General features: G+C 74.1%; 17 protein-coding genes and 1 tRNA gene. 3 read left to right on the top strand and 15 right to left on the bottom strand.

Annotation, left to right across the window (positions count from 1 at the left end):
• Nucleotides 1–82: 82 nt before the first annotated feature.
• Nucleotides 83–475 (bottom strand): VOC family protein, encoded by a 393-nt coding sequence (locus tag KPL59_RS16055; protein WP_226361270.1) that lies wholly within the window; start codon nt 473–475, stop codon nt 83–85.
• Nucleotides 476–542: 67 nt separating this feature from the next.
• Here KPL59_RS16055 and KPL59_RS16050 point away from each other — a divergent pair, with 67 nt between their 5' ends.
• Nucleotides 543–1301, top strand: coding sequence for a TetR/AcrR family transcriptional regulator (locus tag KPL59_RS16050; protein WP_226361269.1), 759 nt, complete (start codon nt 543–545; stop codon nt 1299–1301).
• A 50-nt stretch (nt 1302–1351) separates the two neighbouring features.
• Here the strand turns inward: KPL59_RS16050 and KPL59_RS16045 are convergent.
• Nucleotides 1352–1428 (bottom strand) — tRNA-Pro (locus KPL59_RS16045).
• Between the two features lie 37 nt (nt 1429–1465).
• Nucleotides 1466–2416, bottom strand: a complete 951-nt coding sequence (locus KPL59_RS16040; RefSeq protein WP_226361268.1) for a metallophosphoesterase — start codon at nt 2414–2416, stop codon at nt 1466–1468.
• A 38-nt stretch (nt 2417–2454) separates the two neighbouring features.
• On the opposite strand from KPL59_RS16040, the gene KPL59_RS16035 reads away from it, so the two are divergent.
• Complete coding sequence (locus KPL59_RS16035; protein ID WP_020627793.1) at nt 2455–2928, top strand: GatB/YqeY domain-containing protein; 474 nt, start codon at nt 2455–2457, stop codon at nt 2926–2928.
• 64 nt (nt 2929–2992) lie between these two features.
• On the opposite strand, the gene topA is transcribed toward KPL59_RS16035, so the two are convergent.
• From topA to KPL59_RS16010, 5 genes are all read right to left on the bottom strand, one after another.
• Nucleotides 2993–5818, bottom strand: a complete 2826-nt coding sequence (topA, locus tag KPL59_RS16030; RefSeq protein WP_374111632.1) for a type I DNA topoisomerase — start codon at nt 5816–5818, stop codon at nt 2993–2995.
• A gap of 339 nt (nt 5819–6157) precedes the next feature.
• Entirely contained in the window at nt 6158–6748 is a 591-nt protein-coding gene (locus KPL59_RS16025; protein ID WP_226362091.1) for a hypothetical protein, read from the bottom strand.
• 75 nt (nt 6749–6823) lie between these two features.
• Nucleotides 6824–7426 (bottom strand): hypothetical protein, encoded by a 603-nt coding sequence (locus KPL59_RS16020; protein ID WP_075308811.1) that lies wholly within the window; start codon nt 7424–7426, stop codon nt 6824–6826.
• Between the two features lie 74 nt (nt 7427–7500).
• Nucleotides 7501–8106, bottom strand: coding sequence for a hypothetical protein (locus KPL59_RS16015; protein WP_226361267.1), 606 nt, complete (start codon nt 8104–8106; stop codon nt 7501–7503).
• 120 nt (nt 8107–8226) lie between these two features.
• Nucleotides 8227–10530, bottom strand: coding sequence for a sodium-translocating pyrophosphatase (locus KPL59_RS16010; RefSeq protein WP_226361266.1), 2304 nt, complete (start codon nt 10528–10530; stop codon nt 8227–8229).
• Between the two features lie 419 nt (nt 10531–10949).
• On the opposite strand from KPL59_RS16010, the gene KPL59_RS16005 reads away from it, so the two are divergent.
• Nucleotides 10950–13517, top strand: a complete 2568-nt coding sequence (locus tag KPL59_RS16005; protein ID WP_226353731.1) for a DEAD/DEAH box helicase — start codon at nt 10950–10952, stop codon at nt 13515–13517.
• Between the two features lie 374 nt (nt 13518–13891).
• Here the strand turns inward: KPL59_RS16005 and KPL59_RS16000 are convergent, their stop codons facing one another.
• From KPL59_RS16000 to KPL59_RS15970, 7 genes are read right to left on the bottom strand one after another with little or no spacing between them, the layout of a single operon-like run.
• Nucleotides 13892–14326, bottom strand: coding sequence for an Rv3654c family TadE-like protein (locus tag KPL59_RS16000; RefSeq protein ID WP_075308803.1), 435 nt, complete (start codon nt 14324–14326; stop codon nt 13892–13894).
• Nucleotides 14323–14862 (bottom strand): TadE family type IV pilus minor pilin, encoded by a 540-nt coding sequence (locus tag KPL59_RS36955; RefSeq protein ID WP_226361265.1) that lies wholly within the window; start codon nt 14860–14862, stop codon nt 14323–14325. The genes KPL59_RS16000 and KPL59_RS36955 overlap by 4 nt, the downstream gene beginning before the upstream one ends.
• Nucleotides 14840–15040: a DUF4244 domain-containing protein gene (locus KPL59_RS15990; protein ID WP_149663265.1), complete on the bottom strand. Its 201-nt coding sequence runs from the start codon at nt 15038–15040 to the stop codon at nt 14840–14842. The genes KPL59_RS36955 and KPL59_RS15990 overlap by 23 nt, the downstream gene beginning before the upstream one ends.
• Nucleotides 15041–15098: 58 nt before the next feature.
• Nucleotides 15099–15812: a type II secretion system F family protein gene (locus KPL59_RS15985; protein ID WP_226361264.1), complete on the bottom strand. Its 714-nt coding sequence runs from the start codon at nt 15810–15812 to the stop codon at nt 15099–15101.
• On the bottom strand, nt 15809–16597 hold the full coding sequence (locus tag KPL59_RS15980) for a type II secretion system F family protein (protein WP_226353732.1): 789 nt from the start codon (nt 16595–16597) through the stop codon (nt 15809–15811). The genes KPL59_RS15985 and KPL59_RS15980 overlap by 4 nt, the downstream gene beginning before the upstream one ends.
• A 26-nt stretch (nt 16598–16623) precedes the next feature.
• Nucleotides 16624–17781, bottom strand: coding sequence for a TadA family conjugal transfer-associated ATPase (locus tag KPL59_RS15975; RefSeq protein ID WP_226361263.1), 1158 nt, complete (start codon nt 17779–17781; stop codon nt 16624–16626).
• A complete protein-coding gene (locus tag KPL59_RS15970) occupies nt 17778–18029 on the bottom strand; it encodes a hypothetical protein (RefSeq protein ID WP_226353727.1) in 252 nt (83 codons plus the stop codon). Before KPL59_RS15970 ends, KPL59_RS15975 begins: the two co-directional genes overlap by 4 nt.
• Nucleotides 18030–18036: the final 7 nt, after the last annotated feature.

The raw sequence follows: 18036 nt of genomic DNA, 5'->3' as shown, positions 1-18036 counted from the left end.
CGTCGCACCCCACCACCCCGGCGGGTCGCCCGTGCCCCGGTGGTTCCGACCACGGGACCGTCGGGCAGTCGGTGGTGGCCAGCTACCGGGGAGCGGTCGCCCCGTTCCAGTCGACGAGCTGGATGACGACGCCGTTGGGGTCGCGGACCTGGAAGGCCCGCTCGCCCCACTCCTCGGTGGTCAGCGGCATGGTGATGGCGACCCCCTCTTCGACGAGGCGTGCCAGCTCGCTCTCCAGGTCGTCGACGGTGAACGCGAGGATCTGCCCGTCCGCGTGGAGGTCGCGCTGGTCGTCCGGGAGCGTCTCCAGGCCGCGTCGCAGGAAGATCACGTTCATGCCCACGTCGTCGCGGGTGAGCGAGGCGAACCCGTCCGCCGCCATGGCGACCTCGAACCCGAGGTGCTCGACGAGGAAGGAGTGCGACGCGGCGACGTCCTCGACGTTCAGCGCGACGGCGGAGGCGGTGATGTGCATGGGTCTCCTCAACTATGTACGGCGTACGATGTACAGCGTACACGGAAAGGTGGGGGAGGATGGCAGTGTGGCTCCCACGCGAACGAACGCCGGTGACCCGGACCGGACGCTCGCGCTGCTCTGGCGCGACCCTGCGGCCGTCCCGCGCCGCGGTCCTCGGCAGTCGCTCTCGCTGGACCGGGTCGTGGAGGTGGCCCTCGCACTGGCCGACCGGGACGGCCTGTCCGCGCTCAGCATGCGGAAGGTCGCGGACGCCCTCGGGGTGTCGACGATGACGACCTACACCTACGTGCCGGGCAAGGCCGAGCTGCTCGACCTGATGCTCGACGCGGCCTACCGCGGGATGCCGCGGCCCGACCTCGCCGGCCGGCCGTGGCGTGACCGCCTCACCTCGGTCGCCGACGGCAACCGCGCGTTCCACCGGGCACACCGGTGGGCGGCGGCCGTCTCCACACACCGGCCGTCGCTCGGCCCCGGCCAGATGGCGAAGTACGAGTACGAGCTGCACGCCTTCGACGGCCTGGGGCTGTCGGACCTGGACCGGGACGCTGCACTGTCGCACCTGCTGGCCTTCGTCCGTCAGCACGCTCGCGCCGAGCAGGAGGCCCGCGAGGCGGCCCTGGCGTCGTCGCTGACCGACGAGCAGTGGTGGGCGGTCAACGCGCCGCTGCTGGACCGCGTGCTGGACCCGGAGGTCTACCCGCTGGCGGTCCGGGTCGGCAGCGCGGTGGGCGCGGCCCACGGGAGCGCCTGGGATCCGGATCGTGCGTGGGAGTTCGGCCTCGCGCGGACCCTGGACGGGCTCGCGGGGCTCGTCGGGGAGTAGTCCACCGGAACACGACGAAGGCCCAGATCCGCTGGATCTGGGCCTTCATGTGGTCGGGGTGACAGGATTTGAACCTGCGACCTCTTCGTCCCGAACGAAGCGCGCTACCAAGCTGCGCCACACCCCGATGGACACTCGGGTCTCCCCGTGAGCCGTGGAGAACTCTACCCGATGCCCTCCGTGGCCTGCGCGGGGGTTCCCGTCCGCGCATCGGGGCCGGTCGTCCGCGGTACGAGGGTCAGCAGCGAGGCCTCCGGCGGGCACGCGAAGCGCACCGGCGCGTACGGCGAGGTGCCCAGCCCGGCCGACACGTGCAGCCGCATCCGGCTGCCCCAGCGGCTCGCCCCGCGGGCACGGCCCCGGTCGATCCCGCAGTTGGTGACGAGCGCGCCGTAGCCGGGCAGCCGCAGCTGGCCGCCATGGGTGTGGCCGGCGAGGACGAGGTCGTAGCCGTCGGCGGCGAAGCCGTCGAGCACCCGCGGCTCGGGGGAGTGGGTCAGCCCGATGCGCAGGTCGGCGTCGGCGTCGTGGCCGGCGATGCGCGGGTAGCGGTCCAGGTTCAGGTGCGGGTCGTCGACGCCCGCGATCCGGACCGACCGGCCGTCGACCTCGAGCAGGTGCCGCGCGTGGGTGGCGTCGACCCAGCCGTGCTCGCGGAACGCGGCGCGCAGGTCGGTCCAGGGCAGGTCCGCCCCGTGCACCCGCCTGGTGTCCCCGCGACGCAGGTAGCGGGCCGGGTTCTTCCGGGTGGGGCCGTAGTAGTCGTTGCTGCCGAACACGAACGCGCCCGGCCGCTCCAGCAGCCTCCCCAACGCGGTCAGCACGCCCGGGACGGCGTCGGGGTGCGCCAGGTTGTCCCCGGTGTCGATCACCAGGTGCGGGTCGAGCTCGTCGAGCGCGGCGATCCACCGCATCTTGCTGCGCTGGCCCGGCATGAGGTGGAAGTCCGACAGGTGCAGGATCCGCAGCGGCCGCGCACCCTCGTCGAGGACGGGGAGCTCGCCCCGGCGCAGCGTCCAGTGCCGCCGCTCGATCCCCGCCGCGTACCCGATTCCCGAGGCCCCGAGCAGGGCGGCTCCGGCGGCGGTGCGTGCGAGGGTCCCAGCGATACTCACGCGATCCAGCGTACGTCGCGGGACTATCGTGGCGACCCGTGAGCACCCTCAAGGAGCAGCTGCGGGCCGACCTGACCACCGCGATGAAGGCCAGGGACGAGCTGGTCCGGACGACCCTGCGATCCGTCCTGACCTCGATCGGCAACGCCGAGGTGGCCGGTGACACCGCCCGGGAGCTCTCCGACGACGAGGTCCGCGCGGTCATCACCAAGGAGACCAAGCGGCGTGCCGAGTCCGCCCAGGCCTTCGCCGACGGCGGCCGCCCCGAGTCCGCGGACCGTGAGCGCGCCGAGGGCGAGGTCCTCGCCCGGTACCTGCCGACCCAGCTCGACGACGACGAGGTGGCCGCCCTGGCGACCGCCGCCGTCGCCGAGGTGGAGGCCGAGACCGGGGAGCGGCCCGGCATGCGGCAGATGGGGCAGGTCATGAAGAAGGCGAACGCCGCCGCGGCGGGCCGCGCCGAGGGCGGTCGTGTCGCCGCCGCGGTGAAGAAGGCCCTCGCCGCGGGCTGACCCGCCCCCGTCGACGACGACGGGCCCCGCACCGGATCGCTCCGGTGCGAGGCCCGTCCTCGACTCAGGTCGTGGGGGTCTTGCGGGTGCGCGTCCCGGTCGACTTCGTCGTGGTGCTCTTCGCCGCCGTGCTGCGCGTCGTGGTCTTCTTCGCCGCGGCCGTGCGGGTGCCGGTCTTGGCCGCAGAGCTCTTGGTCGTGGTGCTCTTCGACGCAGTGCTCTTCGACGCGGCCGGCTTGCGGGTCGTGGTCTTCTTCGCCGGGGCCTTCGCCCGCCGCTCGGCGAGCAGCTCGGACGCCCGCTCGTCGGTGATCTCCTCGACCGAGTCGCCCTTGCGCAGGCTGGCGTTCGTCTCGCCGTCGGTGACGTAGGGGCCGAACCGGCCGTCCTTGATCACCATCTTCTTGCCGGTCGAGGCGTCCTCACCCAGCTCGCGCAGCGGCGGTGCCGCGGCGGCACGGCCCCGCTGCTTGGGCTGGGAGTAGATCTCCAGGGCCTCCTCCAGGGTGACCGTGAAGAGCTGCTCCTCGTTCGACAGCGACCGCGAGTCCGTGCCCTTCTTCAGGTACGGGCCGTAGCGGCCGTTCTGCGCGGTGATCTCGTCACCGGAGTCCGGGTCCGTGCCGACGATCCGGGGCAGCGACAGCAGCCGCAGCGCGTCCTCGAGGGTGACGGTGTCGACCGACATCGACTTGAACAGCGACCCGGTGCGCGGCTTCGGCTTCGCCGGCTCCTTCTTGGCGCCCTCGGGCACCTCCGGCTCGGGCAGGAGCTCGGTGACGTAGGGGCCGAAGCGCCCCTCCTTCGCCACGATCTCGTGGCCGGTGACCGGGTCGGTGCCCAGCTTGCGGCCCTCCTGCGGCACCGAGAACAGCTTCTCGGCGATCTCCTCGGTCAGCTCGTCGGGGGCCAGGTCGTCGGGCAGGTTGGCCCGCTGGGACTCGCCGTCGACGATCCGCTCCAGGTACGGGCCGTAGCGCCCGACCCGGACGACGACGTCGCGGCCCTCGGCGTCGGTGAACATCGGGATCGAGTTCACCGTGCGGGCGTCGATCTCCTCCAGGTTCGCGCCGACGAGCTTCTTCAGCCCGCCCGCCTTCGCGATCTCCGACCCGGTGTCCGCGCCCTCGTCGCCGAAGTAGAAGCCGGACAGCCAGTGCACGCGGGAGTCGTCCCCGGAGGCGATGGAGTCGAGGTCGTCCTCCATGGCGGCGGTGAAGTCGTAGTCGACGAGCTGGCCGAAGTGCTGCTCCATCAGCCCGACGACGGCGAAGGCCACCCACGACGGGACGAGCGCGGAGCCCTTCTTCCAGACGTAGCCGCGGTCGAGGATGGTCTTGATCGTCGACGCGTAGGTCGACGGCCGGCCGATCCCCATCTCCTCCATCGCCTTGACCAGCGCGGGCTCGGTGAAGCGCGACGGCGGGCTGGTCGAGTGCCCGTCGGGCACCAGCTCGGTGGCGGTCAGCGCCTGCCCCTCGGTCAGCTCCGGGAGCCGGGACTCGGCGTCGTCGGCCTGGCCGGTGGACTCGTCGTCCATGGTCTCGACGTAGGCCTTGAGGAAGCCGGGGAAGGTGATGGTGCGGCCGGAGGACGCGAACACGACCTTCTCGCCGGTCCCCGCGGTACCCGCGATCCGAATGCTCACGGTGGTCCCGCGGGCGTCGTTCATCTGCGAGGCGATGGTCCGCTGCCAGATCATCTCGTAGAGGCGGAAGTCGTCGCCGTCGACCTCGCGGGCGATCGCACCGGGGGTCCGGAAGGTCTCGCCGGCGGGCCGGATGGCCTCGTGGGCCTCCTGGGCGTTCTTCACCTTGCGCGTGTACTGGCGCGGCGAGTCCGCGACGTAGGCGTCGCCGTAGAGCTCACGGGCCTGCGAGCGGGCGGCCTCGATGGCCGTCGCCGACAGCGTCGTCGAGTCCGTACGCATGTAGGTGATGTAGCCGTTCTCGTACAGGCGTTGCGCGCTGCGCATCGTGCGCTCGGAGGAGAATCGCAGCTTGCGGCCCGCCTCCTGCTGCAGCGTCGAGGTCATGAACGGCGGGTACGGCTTGCGCGTGTAGGGCTTGGACTCGACGGAGGCGACCTGCATCGGACGGTCCTGCAGCCCGTCGGCGAGGCGGCGTGCCTGTGCCTCGTCCAGGGTGACGACCTCGGCGGAGCCCTTCTTCAGCTGCCCGAGCGAGTCGAAGTCGCGGCCGGTGGCGACGCGCTTGTCGTCGACCTGCACCAGCCGTGCGCCGAACGAGCGCGGGGTGGCCTTCTCCCCGGCGTCGAGGGTCGCGGCGATGTCCCAGTACTCCGCGGAGCGGAACGCGATGCGGTCACGCTCGCGCTGCACGATCAGTCGGGTCGCGACCGACTGGACGCGGCCCGCCGACAGCTTCGGCATGACCTTCTTCCACAGCACGGGGGAGACCTCGTAACCGTAGAGACGGTCCAGGATGCGGCGGGTCTCCTGCGCGTCGACGAGGTGCTGGTCGAGCTCGCGGGTGTTCTCCGCGGCCGCCCGGATCGCCGACTCGGTGATCTCGTGGAAGACCATCCGCCGGACCGGGACCTTGGGCTGGAGGGTCTCCAGCAGGTGCCAGGCGATGGCCTCGCCCTCGCGGTCGGGGTCCGTCGCGAGCAGGAGCTCGTCGACGGTCTTCAGCGCCTCGCGCAGCTCCGAGACGGTGCTGCGCTTCTCCGGCGTGACGATGTAGAGCGGGCTGAACTGGTTGTCGACGTCGACGCCGAGCCGCGCCCAGGACTCGCCCTTGTACTTGGCGGGCACGTCCGCCGCACCGCGCGGCAGGTCACGGATGTGCCCGACGGAGGACTCGACGATGTAGTCGTTGCCCAGGTAGGGCTGGATCTTCTTCGCCTTGCTGGGGGACTCGACGATCACCAGGCGGCGCGTCGGGCGGCCGGATGCGTTCGCCGTCGAGGTCGGCTTGCGCGTGCTGCCCCCCGACGTGCGTGCCGAACCCGTCGTTCCCGTTGTCGCTGCTGCCACGTGGTCCTACCTCATCTCCTCGGCTGCGTCGCGATCCCTGCGACGTCGTCGCCGTTATCCGACCCCGTACAGGTGCATCGTGCGGTCCCGGAGCGTGCCGGGACGGTTGCGCTGAGCGTCTTCTTCGGGGTCGACGATCGCACGATCTCACACCGTCGTCGCTCCGTGTCGTGGCTCGTGCCACTGGGAGCGGGCGAGTCGCCAGCGTAGACCCAGCCGTAGTTCGGCAGGTCAGGCGGCCGGTCGGCCGCGGTACCGGGGCCAGTCGGCCGGATTCGTCATCCGCGGCGCGGGGCCCACCAGTTCCACCAGTCGGGCCAGTCGACGCGCTCCGTGCAGGCGTAACGCCGGGCCGGGCGCGCCGTGTTCCCCCGGGGCGAGCCGTGCCGGGGGCAGACCGGCCCGGGTGGCGGCGGCGATCAGCGGGCCGTGGGTCCACGACGCCTGTGGATCGAGCAGCAGCAGGTACCCGCCGCGCAGGTCGGGAGTGCCCGCGGCGAGTGCCCACAGCCGGAGCGCGGCGCCGTCGAGCTGGAAGTCCGGCGGGATCTGCTTGCGACCGTCCGGCGTGCACCAGGCGCGGGCCAGGGGGACCAGGTCGCGCCGGAACGCGCTGTGCATCCCGGACGCCCCGGGGGCGAGGGTGACGCCGCGGGCGGCCGCCAGCGCGGCCAGCGCGGTCTCGCGCCCCTCGATCGGCAGGGGGACGTCGAACCGGGCCGTGTCCCCGGCGCCGAACCGCTCGATCCGCCCGGGCCCGCAGAGCAGCCCGGCCAGGTCGGTCAGCCCGGCCGGCCGGGCCTCCGCGGAGAACAGCGACATCTGCGGCACCCGCGAAGCATAGAACGCATGTTCGACCTTGCCCAGCGGGGAGTGCCGGACGGGGGACGCACCGGGTCAGGCGGGGCCGTTGATCTTCTTGAGTGCGACGCACTTCGGTGCGGTCGCGAACGCCTTGTCCAGCCGCGGGGTGGGCCCGATCTTGTCCAGCCCCTGGGCGCCGGAGATCGTCCGCAGCTTCTGCTGGGCGCCGTCGAGCTTGCCCTTGAAGCCCTGGACGTCGTTCGGGTCGATGGCGTCGACGTCCTTCTTGGCCTGGGCGATCGTCGTGCCGGACCGGTCGAGCATGTCGCGGACCGCGGCGGCCCACGCGTCGCCGCCGCTCACCGGGGACTGCCCGGCCGCGGCCAGCTGCTTCTTGCCGGTGTCGATGCCGGCCGCCACCTTGCCGAGGTACTCCGACAGGCGCGTCTTGATCCCGGCGAGGTCGGCGCCGTCGTAGTTCGGCGGGGTGTTGAGCGGCTGGTAGTAGGCCAGGGTCGCGCCACAGACCTTGTCGCCCCAGGCGACCGGGTCGGCGCCGACGCCCGCGGTCGGTCGGGGGGCCGGGTCCGCCGCGGGGGTGCCGGCCACGCTCGACGCGCAGCCGCCGGCCAGGAGCGCGGCGAGCAGGGTGGGGAGCAGGACCCGGGCGGTGCGCGCCGGGCGGGGGGTGGCCATCGTCGGGCTCCAGGGTCGGGGCCCGTGGGGGCCCGGGACACGGACAGTGGTCGACGGTAGGACGCCGCCGCGGGTCAGCTGCCTCCGCCCTCCCCGGTTGACCCGTTCGGGGCATCGGCGGGGCCGCCGGGCGGCGGTGTCGGGCGGGCCTGCTCCGCCGTTCGGGTGAGGTCCGTGCAGGCCGTCGAGGCCCGGAACGCCGAGGCGATCGCCGGGTTGCCGGTGACCTCGTCGAGCGGCCCGGTGGTCCCGGCGAGGCGGGCGAGCGGCTCCAGCGCGGCAGGCAGGTCTCGCTGCACCGCGGCCGGGTCGGCCGGGTTGATGGCGTCGACCCGCGAGCGCGCCCCGGAGAACGCCGAGCGGATCTCGCCGAGTCCGCCCTGGAGCCGCGCGGAGAGGGCCTCGCCGTCGTCGACGGGGGCCGGGCCGAGCCGGTCCAGGTCGCCCAGCGCGCCGTCGGCGGCCTGGGTGGTGCGGGTCAGGTAGTCGGAGAGGGCCCGCAGCCGCTGCGCCGGATCCGGGGTCTCCGCGGGCGCGTCCACGGCGGTGCGGACGAAGGGCAGCACGGCCGCGCACATCGAGTCGGTCCACTGTTCGACGGTCGGCCCGGAGGGGCCGCAGCCCGCCAGCACGACGGCCGGGGCGACGAGGAGCGCGGCGAGACCTCGCGATGTCCGCATCGCTCCTCCGTCGGGGGTGATCACTGCGGTCCGGCGGAGAGTATCCGAATCGTCCCGAGACGAAAGACGGCCGCCCGTCCCGATGGGACGAGCGGCCGCCGTGGTCCTGCGAGGTGTCGGCTAACCGACCGAGCTCTCGGCAGGGGTGTCGGTGATCGCCGAGGTGCGGCGCTTCGAGACCACCACCGCGGCCGCGATGATCACCACCGCGACGATCGCGATGAGGACGCGGATCACCGGGTTGGCGTCCGGGGTGGACAGCACCACGACCGCGGGGGCGATCAGCACCGAGACCAGGTTCATGACCTTGATCAGCGGGTTGATCGCGGGGCCCGCGGTGTCCTTGAACGGGTCGCCGACGGTGTCGCCGATGATCGTCGCCTCGTGGGCGTCGGAGCCCTTGCCGCCGTGGTTGCCGTCCTCGACGAGCTTCTTGGCGTTGTCCCAGGCGCCGCCCGAGTTGGCCAGGAAGATCGCCATCAGGACGCCGGTCGCGATGGCACCTGCCAGGTAGCCGGCCAGCGGGCCGACGCCGAGACCGAACCCGACCGCGATCGGGGCGAAGATGGCGAGCAGGCCGGGGGTGGCCAGCTCGCGCAGCGAGTCCCGGGTGCAGATGTCGACGACGCGGCCGTACTCCGGGCGCTCGGTGCGGTCCATGATCCCGGGGTGCTCGCGGAACTGGCGGCGCACCTCGTAGACGACGGCGCCCGCGGCGCGGGTCACCGCGTTGACCGCGAGGCCGGAGAACATGAAGACCACCGAGGCGCCGATGATCACGCCGACCAGGGTGTTCGGGCTGAACACCTCGTAGGCGAACGCGGTCCCGGCGTCCTGCGCGGCGATGTTCACCCCGGCCAGGGCCTGGCTGATCGCGTCGCGGTAGGAGCCGAACAGCGCCGTCGCCGCGAGCACCGCGGTGGCGATCGCGATGCCCTTGGTGATCGCCTTGGTGGTGTTCCCGACCGCGTCGAGCTCGGTGAGGATGTCGACGCCGTCGCCCTCGACGTCGCCGGACATCTCCGCGATGCCCTGCGCGTTGTCCGAGACCGGGCCGAAGGTGTCCATCGCCACGATGACGCCGACCGTGGTCAGCAGGCCGGTACCGGCCAGTGCGACCGCGAACAGCGACACGACGATCGAGCCGGAGAGCAGGAACGCCCCGTAGACGGCCGCGGAGATGACGAGCGCGGTGTAGACGGCGGACTCGAAGCCGATCGAGATGCCGGACAGGATCACGGTGGCCGCACCGGTCAGCGACGACTCGCCGACGTCCTTGACCGGGCGGTCCTCGGTGCCGGTGTAGTAGCCGGTCAGCTTGAGGATGACCGCGGCCAGCACGATCCCGATGACCACGGCGACCGAGGCGATCAGGCGGGGGTCGCCCGCGAGCCCGACGACGCTGGTGTCGGTCGGGTTCAGCAGCTCGCCGAAGGTGCTCGGGAGGTAGACGTAGGCTGCGATGATGGACAGCACGCCGGCGAACAGCGCCGAGAGGTAGAAGCTGCGGTTGATCGCCCGCAGGGTGTTCTCCCCGGCGCGGGCCTTGGTCAGATAGACGCCCAGGATCGCGGTGATCACGCCGATCGCCGGGACGATCAGCGGGAACAGCAGGCCCTGCAGGCCGAACGCCGCGGTGCCGAGGATCAGTGCGGCGACCAGCGTCACCGCGTAGGACTCGAACAGGTCGGCGGCCATGCCGGCGCAGTCACCGACGTTGTCGCCCACGTTGTCGGCGATGGTGGCCGCGTTGCGGGGGTCGTCCTCGGGGATGCCCTGCTCGACCTTGCCGACCAGGTCGGCGCCGACGTCGGCGGCCTTGGTGAAGATGCCGCCGCCGACCCGCATGAACATCGCGAGCAGTGCCGCGCCGAAACCGAAGCCCTCCAGGACGCGGGGCGCCTGGCCGGCATAGACGAGCACGACGATCGCCGCCCCGAACAGGCCGAGGCCGACGGTGAACATGCCGACGACGCCGCCGGTGCGGAACGCGATGCGGGTCGCCTTCTCGCGGCCGCCCGGCTCGCGGGATGCCGCGGCGACGCGGATGTTCGCGCGGGTGGCGAGCCACATGCCCAGGTAGCCGATGATCGCGGAGAAGACCGCGCCGCCGACGAAGAAGATCGATCGTCCGATGCGTTCACCGAGGTCCTCGGCGGGGAGCGCGAAGAGCAGGACGAACACGATCGCGGCGAAGATCGCGAGCGTGCGGAACTGGCGGTTGAGGTACGCCGTGGCGCCCTCCTGGACCGCGCGGCCGATCTCCTGCATGTTCGGGGTGCCCTCGCCGTAGGAGAGCACCTCCCGCAGCAGTAGACCGCCGACGACCAGGGCGACGAGGGCGACCACCGCGACCACACCGACGATGGTGAGGTCCCCCGCGCCGAGCTCGAGGCCCTGGGCGAGGTAGGTGGGCTGGGACATCCGTGTCCTCCCGGTGGAAAGGATCCGGCCGGCGAGGTCCCCGGCGGCCGGGTCGGGGTCACTGTGGCGCGACCCGGCCGGGCGGCGACGGCCTCGTCGGCGTCGACTGGGCCCGGGCGGCGTCCACCGGTGACCGGGCTGGTGCAGTCTATGAGTGTGGGACATCCCTCAGTGCGATTGGGATCACAAGACGTAACGAACTGGCAAAGGTGATCAATCCCACACGATGTCGCGACGCAATCCGGGAACCTGCAGATCACCTGCGACGCAACCACTTCTGTCATCCGCACGTCCCGCGCCCGTCGGCCGGGGGCGGACACCGGGAGCGACCTCGGATCGTTCGAACATCTGTGCCATCGTGGTCGGTCGTGGGAGTGACGGCGGAGAGCACGCAGGGCCCGGACGGGTCGCAGCGCGGGATGGAGCTGCTGCGCCGCGTGCTGGCGGGCTCGGGCCTCGACCCGGCCCGTGCCGACGCCACGTGGACGTCCGGTCCGGCGGAGACGGTCCCGCCGAGGCCGGGACCGGGCGCCGGGGCGTTCGCGGCTCAGGACGGGTTCGACGGTCCGGACGGAGCGCGCGGCTCCGGGAGGCCGACCGACCCCGACGGCTCTGCCGGCTCCCGCGGCCCTGCCGGTTCCAGCCGTCCTCCTGGCCCTGCCGATCTTCCCTGCTTCCATGGTGTCGATGGCGATGATCCGGCCGGCGCCGTCGACGACCCGTTGCGGCACGTCGTGCGGATTCCGGCACGGCCCGGCCGCCAGGTCGACTGGCCGGGCTGGACACCCGAACCGCTGCGCACGGCCTGGGCGGCCCGCGGCGTGACCCGCCCGTGGTCGCACCAGGCACACGGGGCGGAACTGGTGCACTCCGGCGCCGACGTCGTCGTCGCGACGGGGACGGCGTCGGGGAAGTCGCTGGTCTACCAGCTCCCGGTGCTCGCCGGGCTGGCCGAGGACCCGCGGTCCACGGCGCTGTACCTCGCCCCGACCAAGGCACTCGCAGCTGACCAGCTGCGGTCCCTCGACGGGCTCGCCCCGGACGGTGTCCGGCCTGCCGCCTTCGACGGTGACACCCCCATGGACCAGCGCGACTGGGTCCGCAGGCACTGCCGGTGGGTCTTCTCCAACCCGGACATGCTGCACCGGTCGCTCCTTCCCCGGCACGGACGCTGGACGACCTTCCTCCGCCGGCTGCGTTACGTCGTGGTCGACGAGTGCCACACCTACCGCGGGGTGTTCGGCTCGCACGTGGCACTGCTGCTGCGACGGCTGTTGCGCCTCGCCGCCCGCTACGGCGCACGCCCCACGATCGTGCTCGCCTCGGCGACGGTGGCCCGCCCGGAGGAGTTCGCGTCCCGGCTGACCGGCCGCGACGTCGTCGCCGTCACCGAGGACGGGTCCCCGCATGCCGGTCGCACCGTCGCGTTCTGGGAGCCGCCGCTGCTCGCCGAGATCACCGGGGAGAACGGGGCGCCGGTCCGCCGCTCCGCCGGGGCCGAGGTCTCCCGGATGCTCGCCGACCTCGTCCTGGAGGACGCGCGGACCCTGGCCTTCGTCCGGTCCCGACGGGCCGCCGAGCTCACCGCGCTCGGTGCGCAGCGCCAGGTCGCCGAGATCGCTCCCGAGCTGGCCGCGCGGGTCGCCGCCTACCGCGGCGGCTACCTGCCGGAGGAGCGTCGTGCGCTGGAGGCCGACCTGATGTCGGGCAAGCTGATCGGGGTCGCAACCACCAACGCCCTCGAGCTCGGCGTCGACATCTCGGGGCTCGACGCGGTGGTGCAGGCCGGCTTCCCCGGAACCCGCGCGTCGTTCTGGCAGCAGGCCGGGCGTGCCGGGCGCGCCGCCGACGAGGCACTCGTCGTGCTCGTCGCCCGCGACGACCCGCTCGACACCTACCTCGTCCACCATCCGAGCTCGCTGGTCGGTGCGCCGGTCGAGAGCTGCGTGCTCAATCCGGTCAACCCGTACGTGCTCGCTCCGCAGCTGGCGTGCGCGGCCGCGGAGATGCCGCTGACCACGGTCGACGTCGAGGAGATGTTCGGGGGAGCGCCGGCGGTGGAGGTCCTCGACGCCCTGGTCGAGGAGGGCGTGCTGCGCCGCCGACCGCACGGCTGGTTCTGGCCCGACACCGGCGACGCACCCGCCGCGCACGTCGACATCCGGGGCTCCGGACTCGGGCAGGTCGCCGTGGTCGAGGCGGCCACCGGGCGGATGCTGGGCACCGTCGACGGCGGCTCGGCCCCGGGCACGATCCACTCCGGTGCGGTGTACCTGCACCGTGGCGACAGCTTCGTCGTCGACGAGCTGGACCTCGACGACGGCGTCGCGCTCGTCCACGCCGAGGCCCCGGACTGGCGCACCGAGGCCCAGTCGGTCTCCGACGTCGCCGTGCTCGAGGTGCTGGAGCACCGCCGGTGCGGGCCGGTGCAGGTCTGCTTCGGCGCGACCACGGTGACCAGCCAGGTCGTCGCGTACCGCCGACGGACCCCGGACGGGACGGTGCTCGACCAGACGCCGCTGGACCTGCCGCAGCAGAGTCTGGACACCCGGTCGGTCTGGTACACGATCGACCCCGACGCGCTCGCCGACGCCGGCATCGACGAGGCACGTCTCCCCGGTGCCCTGCACGCCGCCGAGCATGCCGCGATCGGACTGCTCCCCTTGTTCGCGATCTGTGACCGCTGGGACATCGGTGGCCTGTCCACCGCGCTGCACCCCGACACCGGGCTCCCGACGGTGTTCGTGCACGACGGGCACCCCGGCGGCGCAGGGCTGGCCGAACGCGGCCACGAGGTGCTGGGGCGATGGCTGGCGGCGACCCGCGCCGCGGTCCGGGACTGCGAGTGCCGCACCGGATGCCCCTCGTGCGTGCAGTCCCCGAAGTGCGGCAACGGCAACAATCCGCTGGACAAGAGCGGGGCGGTGCAGGTGCTGGATCTGGTCCTGGCCGCGCTGGAAGGCGGGACCCCGACCGGCTCGCGGTGACCGCGGGACCGGACGGGGTACCACCGGCCCGCCCGTCGGGGGCGGGGGCGGACCGGTGGCAACCACGTGCGACGACATCGGACGGGGGCGCCAGGGGCGCTCCGACGTCGTCGCTGTCTGGGGAGCGTGGTCTTCGTGGCGGGGGCGGACCGGACCCTGCCCGTCCTCGCGACTCCTAGTAGGCCCGAGTGTCGCGACAGTGACCAGATGTGGGCCGCGCAACGTCGGTGATCGGTCACGCCCCCACGACGAAATGCCGTTGCGTTGGGACGTTCGTCGTAAGCAATCGTGATGACGGCGTGCTCCGGGGTTCGCCGTCCGTTCATCTGGAGGCGCGGACCGCTCACCGAGATCGTGATCACGTCCGGGCGTGTTCACGACGGCTCCACGGCCGGAACCGAACCGTCCACGGGCCCGCTCGCCGGGGGCGTGCCCGCGTCGACGGGAGCCGGACCCGCGCGTGCCCTCGCCCGTGCGGGACCCCGGAGCGGGAGCAGCCCCGACCAGGCGACCTGGGTCTCGACCAGGGCGTCCCAGCCGTCGAGGCGGCAGGTCAGCAGCTCGGCGCCGTTGCGGACGGCGAGGTCGGAGGCACGGGCGCAGGCGGCAGCGGTGCCGTCCACCGACTGTCCCGCGGCCGCGAGCGCGGACAGGTCTGCGGCGGCTGAGGCGACGTGCCGGGCGCGGGCCGCGGCAGCCAGGTCGACACCGACGGTGCCGACCAGGAGCAGCACCGCTGCGGCCGTCGCGGCCCAGACCGAGGCGACGCCCGCGTCGCCTCCGCGGCGTACCGGGGCGTGCCGGCTCATGGCGCGCCACCGGGCTGCGCCGGCGCCGACCCGGAACGGACCGCGCCTGCCGTGACGCCGGGTTCGACCGCGGCGGTCGCGGCACCGCTGATCGTGACCGGGAGCAGCCCGACCGGCCGGACCCGCACCGTCACGACGACGAGATCGCCGTCGACGCGGAGCTCGGGCTCGGCCCCGGCCGGTGCGAGCTGCGCGGCCGCGGCCCGACCCCGCTCGGTGTCACCGCGCGCGGCCTGGCGGGCCAGTTCGAGAGCGGCGTCGGTGCAGCGGACCCCGGCCGCCACCGCGGCGACGGCTCCGACCGCCGCCGCAGTGACCGCGACCAGGGTGCCGAGCGCCAGCGCCGCCTCGACGGTGACCGCGCCACGGTCGTCCGCCAGCCAGGACGGCGGGCCGCTCGTGGGGCCGACCGCGGCACCACGGCGAGTGGCGCGGCCGCGGACACGGCGGCCGCCGTGTCCGCGGTCGTGCCGGTCGTGCCGGTCGGGTCGGCTCGGGTTGTCGCGGCCGTTGTCAGAGCGTCGTGGACAGTGCACGTTGCACGATCCCGGTGAGGGCAGCGAGGACGTCTCCGCCGCTGACGATCGCGTAGAGGAGCGCGGCGAAGGCCGCGGCGGCGACGGTGCCGACGGCGTACTCGACGGTGGACATGCCGTCGTCGTCCGAGGCGAGTGCGCGCAGCCGGCGGTGCAGCAGGGAACGGGTGGGGGTCATCGGTGTCTCCTTCGTCGGGGGCCCGCGGAGTGCGGACCCGGTCGCCGCGCGGCGGTGGTCACCACCGTGCGAACGCCTCCCCGGCCAGCCCGATCACGACCGGCACGATGCCGAGGACCAGGAAGGCGGGCAGGAAGCAGAGCCCCAGCGGGGCGGTGATGCGGACAGCGGCGCGCTGCGCCCGCTCCTCGGCGAGATCCGCGAGACCGGCGCGCAGCCGGGCGGCCTCCGCCGTGGCGGAGCGTCCGAGGGCGGCACCGGTGCGGGCCGACCGGCCCGCCGCGCGGGCGAACCCGGCGAGTTCGGGGACCGGGCCGGCGGCGGCCCAGGCGTCCTCGGGGTCGGCGCCCAGCGCCAGCAGGCCCGCGACCCTGCGCAACGCCTCACCGGCCGGGCCGTCGAGCCGCCGGGCCGCGGCTCCGGCGGCGTCCGCCACGGCGAGACCGGCGGCGAGGCAGGTCGCCAGGAGGTCCCAGGCGGCGGCCAGATCCGCGGAGTCCACCGACGCAGCCGGCCCGCGGGCCGCCCGCCGGGCGAGCCACAGCAACCCGCCGCCCAGTGCGGCGCCGACGACCGCGCCGCCCATCCCGCCGAGAGCTCCGCCGAGCGCGGCCCCGGAGGGAACGAGCACCGCGAGGACCGCGGTGCGGGGCGGCGCCGCGGCCGTCGTCGCCCCGGTGACGGCACGCAGCCCGCGCAGCCGCCCCGGTCCGGGACGCCCGCCGCCGACGACCAGGGCGAGCGCGGCGAGCCCGAGCGCGGCCGCGGTCACGTCGGCACCGCCGCACGCAGGATCCGGTCGGCCCACGCCGCCCCCGCGACCGTGAGGCCGACCCCGGTCAGCAGCAGAGCGGGCCCGTGCAGCCCGGTGCGCAGCACGGTCAGCGGCGCGATGCCCATCAACTGCCCGAGACCGATTCCGGCCAACGGCAACGCGGTCAGCACCGACGCCGTCGCCCGAGGCCCGGCGAGCTGGGCTCGCACCCGGGCTCCGTGCGCGATCCGCCAGCGGATGTCGTCGAGCAGACCGGTGAGCAGGTCGGCGAGCGGGGCACCGTGGGTGTCGGCGAGCTCCCAGGCCGAGGCGACCCGCTCGACATCGCGCCGGGCGGGGCCCCGCGCCGTCCGACGCAGGGCCTCGGGGACCGGCTCACCGATCCTCGCAGCGACCGCAGCCGGCTCGAGCAGTGCGCGGGCGAGCGGCCCGTCGTGCACGTGCCCGGCCAGCGCGGCCGCGGGGTGCGCGCCGGTGCGCAGCTCGTCGGTGATCCGGGCGAGTGCGTCGGCGAGCTCGGCCGCCGTCGACCCGGCCCGGTCCGCGGCCCGACGTGTGGCGATCCGGCGCCGCACTCCCCACGCCACCCCCGCTGCGCACACCGCGCCGGCGGGGCCCAGGAGCAGCCACCCCAGCGGGGCGGCGAGCAGCGGCAACGGCGGAGCGAGCAGCCGGGCCGTCGGGAGGGCGGTCCCGGTGCCGGTCAGGGCCCGCCACCGGGACCGCCCCGGCGCCGCGGGCATTGTCAGCACCGCCAGCGCGAGCAGGACGGGAACCGTCACGCCCTGCGGCGTCCCGGGAAGTGCGCTCAGCACGGCACACCGACCCCGCGTTCGCGCAACAGCGTCGCGAGCTCGTCGCGGCCCGGCCCGACCCCGGAGCCGCGGCTCCAGGCGGCGGTGACGTGTGGGGTGCCGTCGTCGGAGCGGCCCAGCACGCCGATCTCGTCGAGCGTCCGGCCGGCGCCGGGGCGGCGTCGCATGTGCAGCACGACCTGGACGGCGGCGGTCAGCTGACCGTCGAGCGCGGCGGGGGACATCCCGCCGAGCCCGGCCAGTGCGCGCATCCGGGCCGGGATCTCGCGGACCGAGTTCGCGTGCACGGTGCAGCCGCCGCCGTCGTGACCGGTGTTCATCGCCGCCAGCAGGTCGCACACCTCGGCGCCGCGGACCTCGCCGACGACCAGCCGGTCCGGCCGCATCCGCAACGCCTGACGCACCAGTTCGCGCAGCGGAACCCCGCCCGAGCCCTCGATGTTCGGCGGCCGGGCGACCAGCCGCACGACGTGCGGGTGGCGTGGGGAGAGCTCCTCGGCGTCCTCGACGGTGATCAGGCGCTCGCCCGGGTCGACCGCGCCTAGCAGCGCATTGAGCAGAGTGGTCTTGCCACTCCCCGTCCCGCCGGCCACGAGCACGGCCAGCCGGGCGCCCACGATCGCGCGCAGCAGTGCCTCGCCGGTCGCGTCGAGGGTGCCGGTCCGCCGGAGCGCGGCCAGGTCGTGCCCGGCGGGACGCAGCACCCGCAGCGAGATCGCGGTCCCGGCCGCCGCCACCGGTGGGAGGACGGCGTGCAGCCGGACCCCGGCGTCGGGGAGCCTGCCGTCGACGCAGGGGCTCGCGTCGTCGAGGCGGCGGCCCGCGGCGAGTGCCAGGCGCTGGGCGAGTCGCCGGACCGCGGCCTCGTCGGTGAAGGTGATGCCGGTGCGGCGCAGTCCGTCGCCGCGGTCGACCCAGACGGCGTCGGGCGCGGTGACCAGCACGTCGGTGGTCATCGGGTCGCGCAACAGCGCGTCGAGCGGGCCCGCTCCGGTGAACTCCTGGCGCAGGGTGCGGAGCGCGGCGAGGACGTCCAGATCGGACGCGACCCCACCGGACTCGGCCCGCACCGCAGCGGCGACGGCGGCCGGCCCGGTCTCGCCGCCCGCGTCGGCCAGCCGGGCCCGCACCCGGTCGACCAGCGGGTTCACGAGGCCGCCCGCCGGATGCCGGCCGTACCGGAGAGGCGCTCGTGCACGGCCCGGGCCGCGGTGGCCAGCGGGCCCCGCCCGGAGCCGGGCGTGCGGCCCCGTTCGAGAGCGCCGGCGAGGTCCCGCTCGGGACGCATGGTCGTGAGCAGCGGCAGCCCGAGAGAGGTGACGATCTCGTCGGGCGTGATCCCGCCGGGGGAGGGCCCCCGCACGACGAGCTCCACGGCCCGGGCATGCTCGGCGAGCACGTCGGCG

Origin of the sequence: Pseudonocardia sp. ICBG1142 (genome assembly GCF_020496255.1) — a bacterium.
Classification (GTDB): domain Bacteria; phylum Actinomycetota; class Actinomycetes; order Mycobacteriales; family Pseudonocardiaceae; genus Pseudonocardia.
Note: the sequence above shows the minus strand (reverse complement) of the source record. Positions and strands in the feature narration are given on the sequence as shown.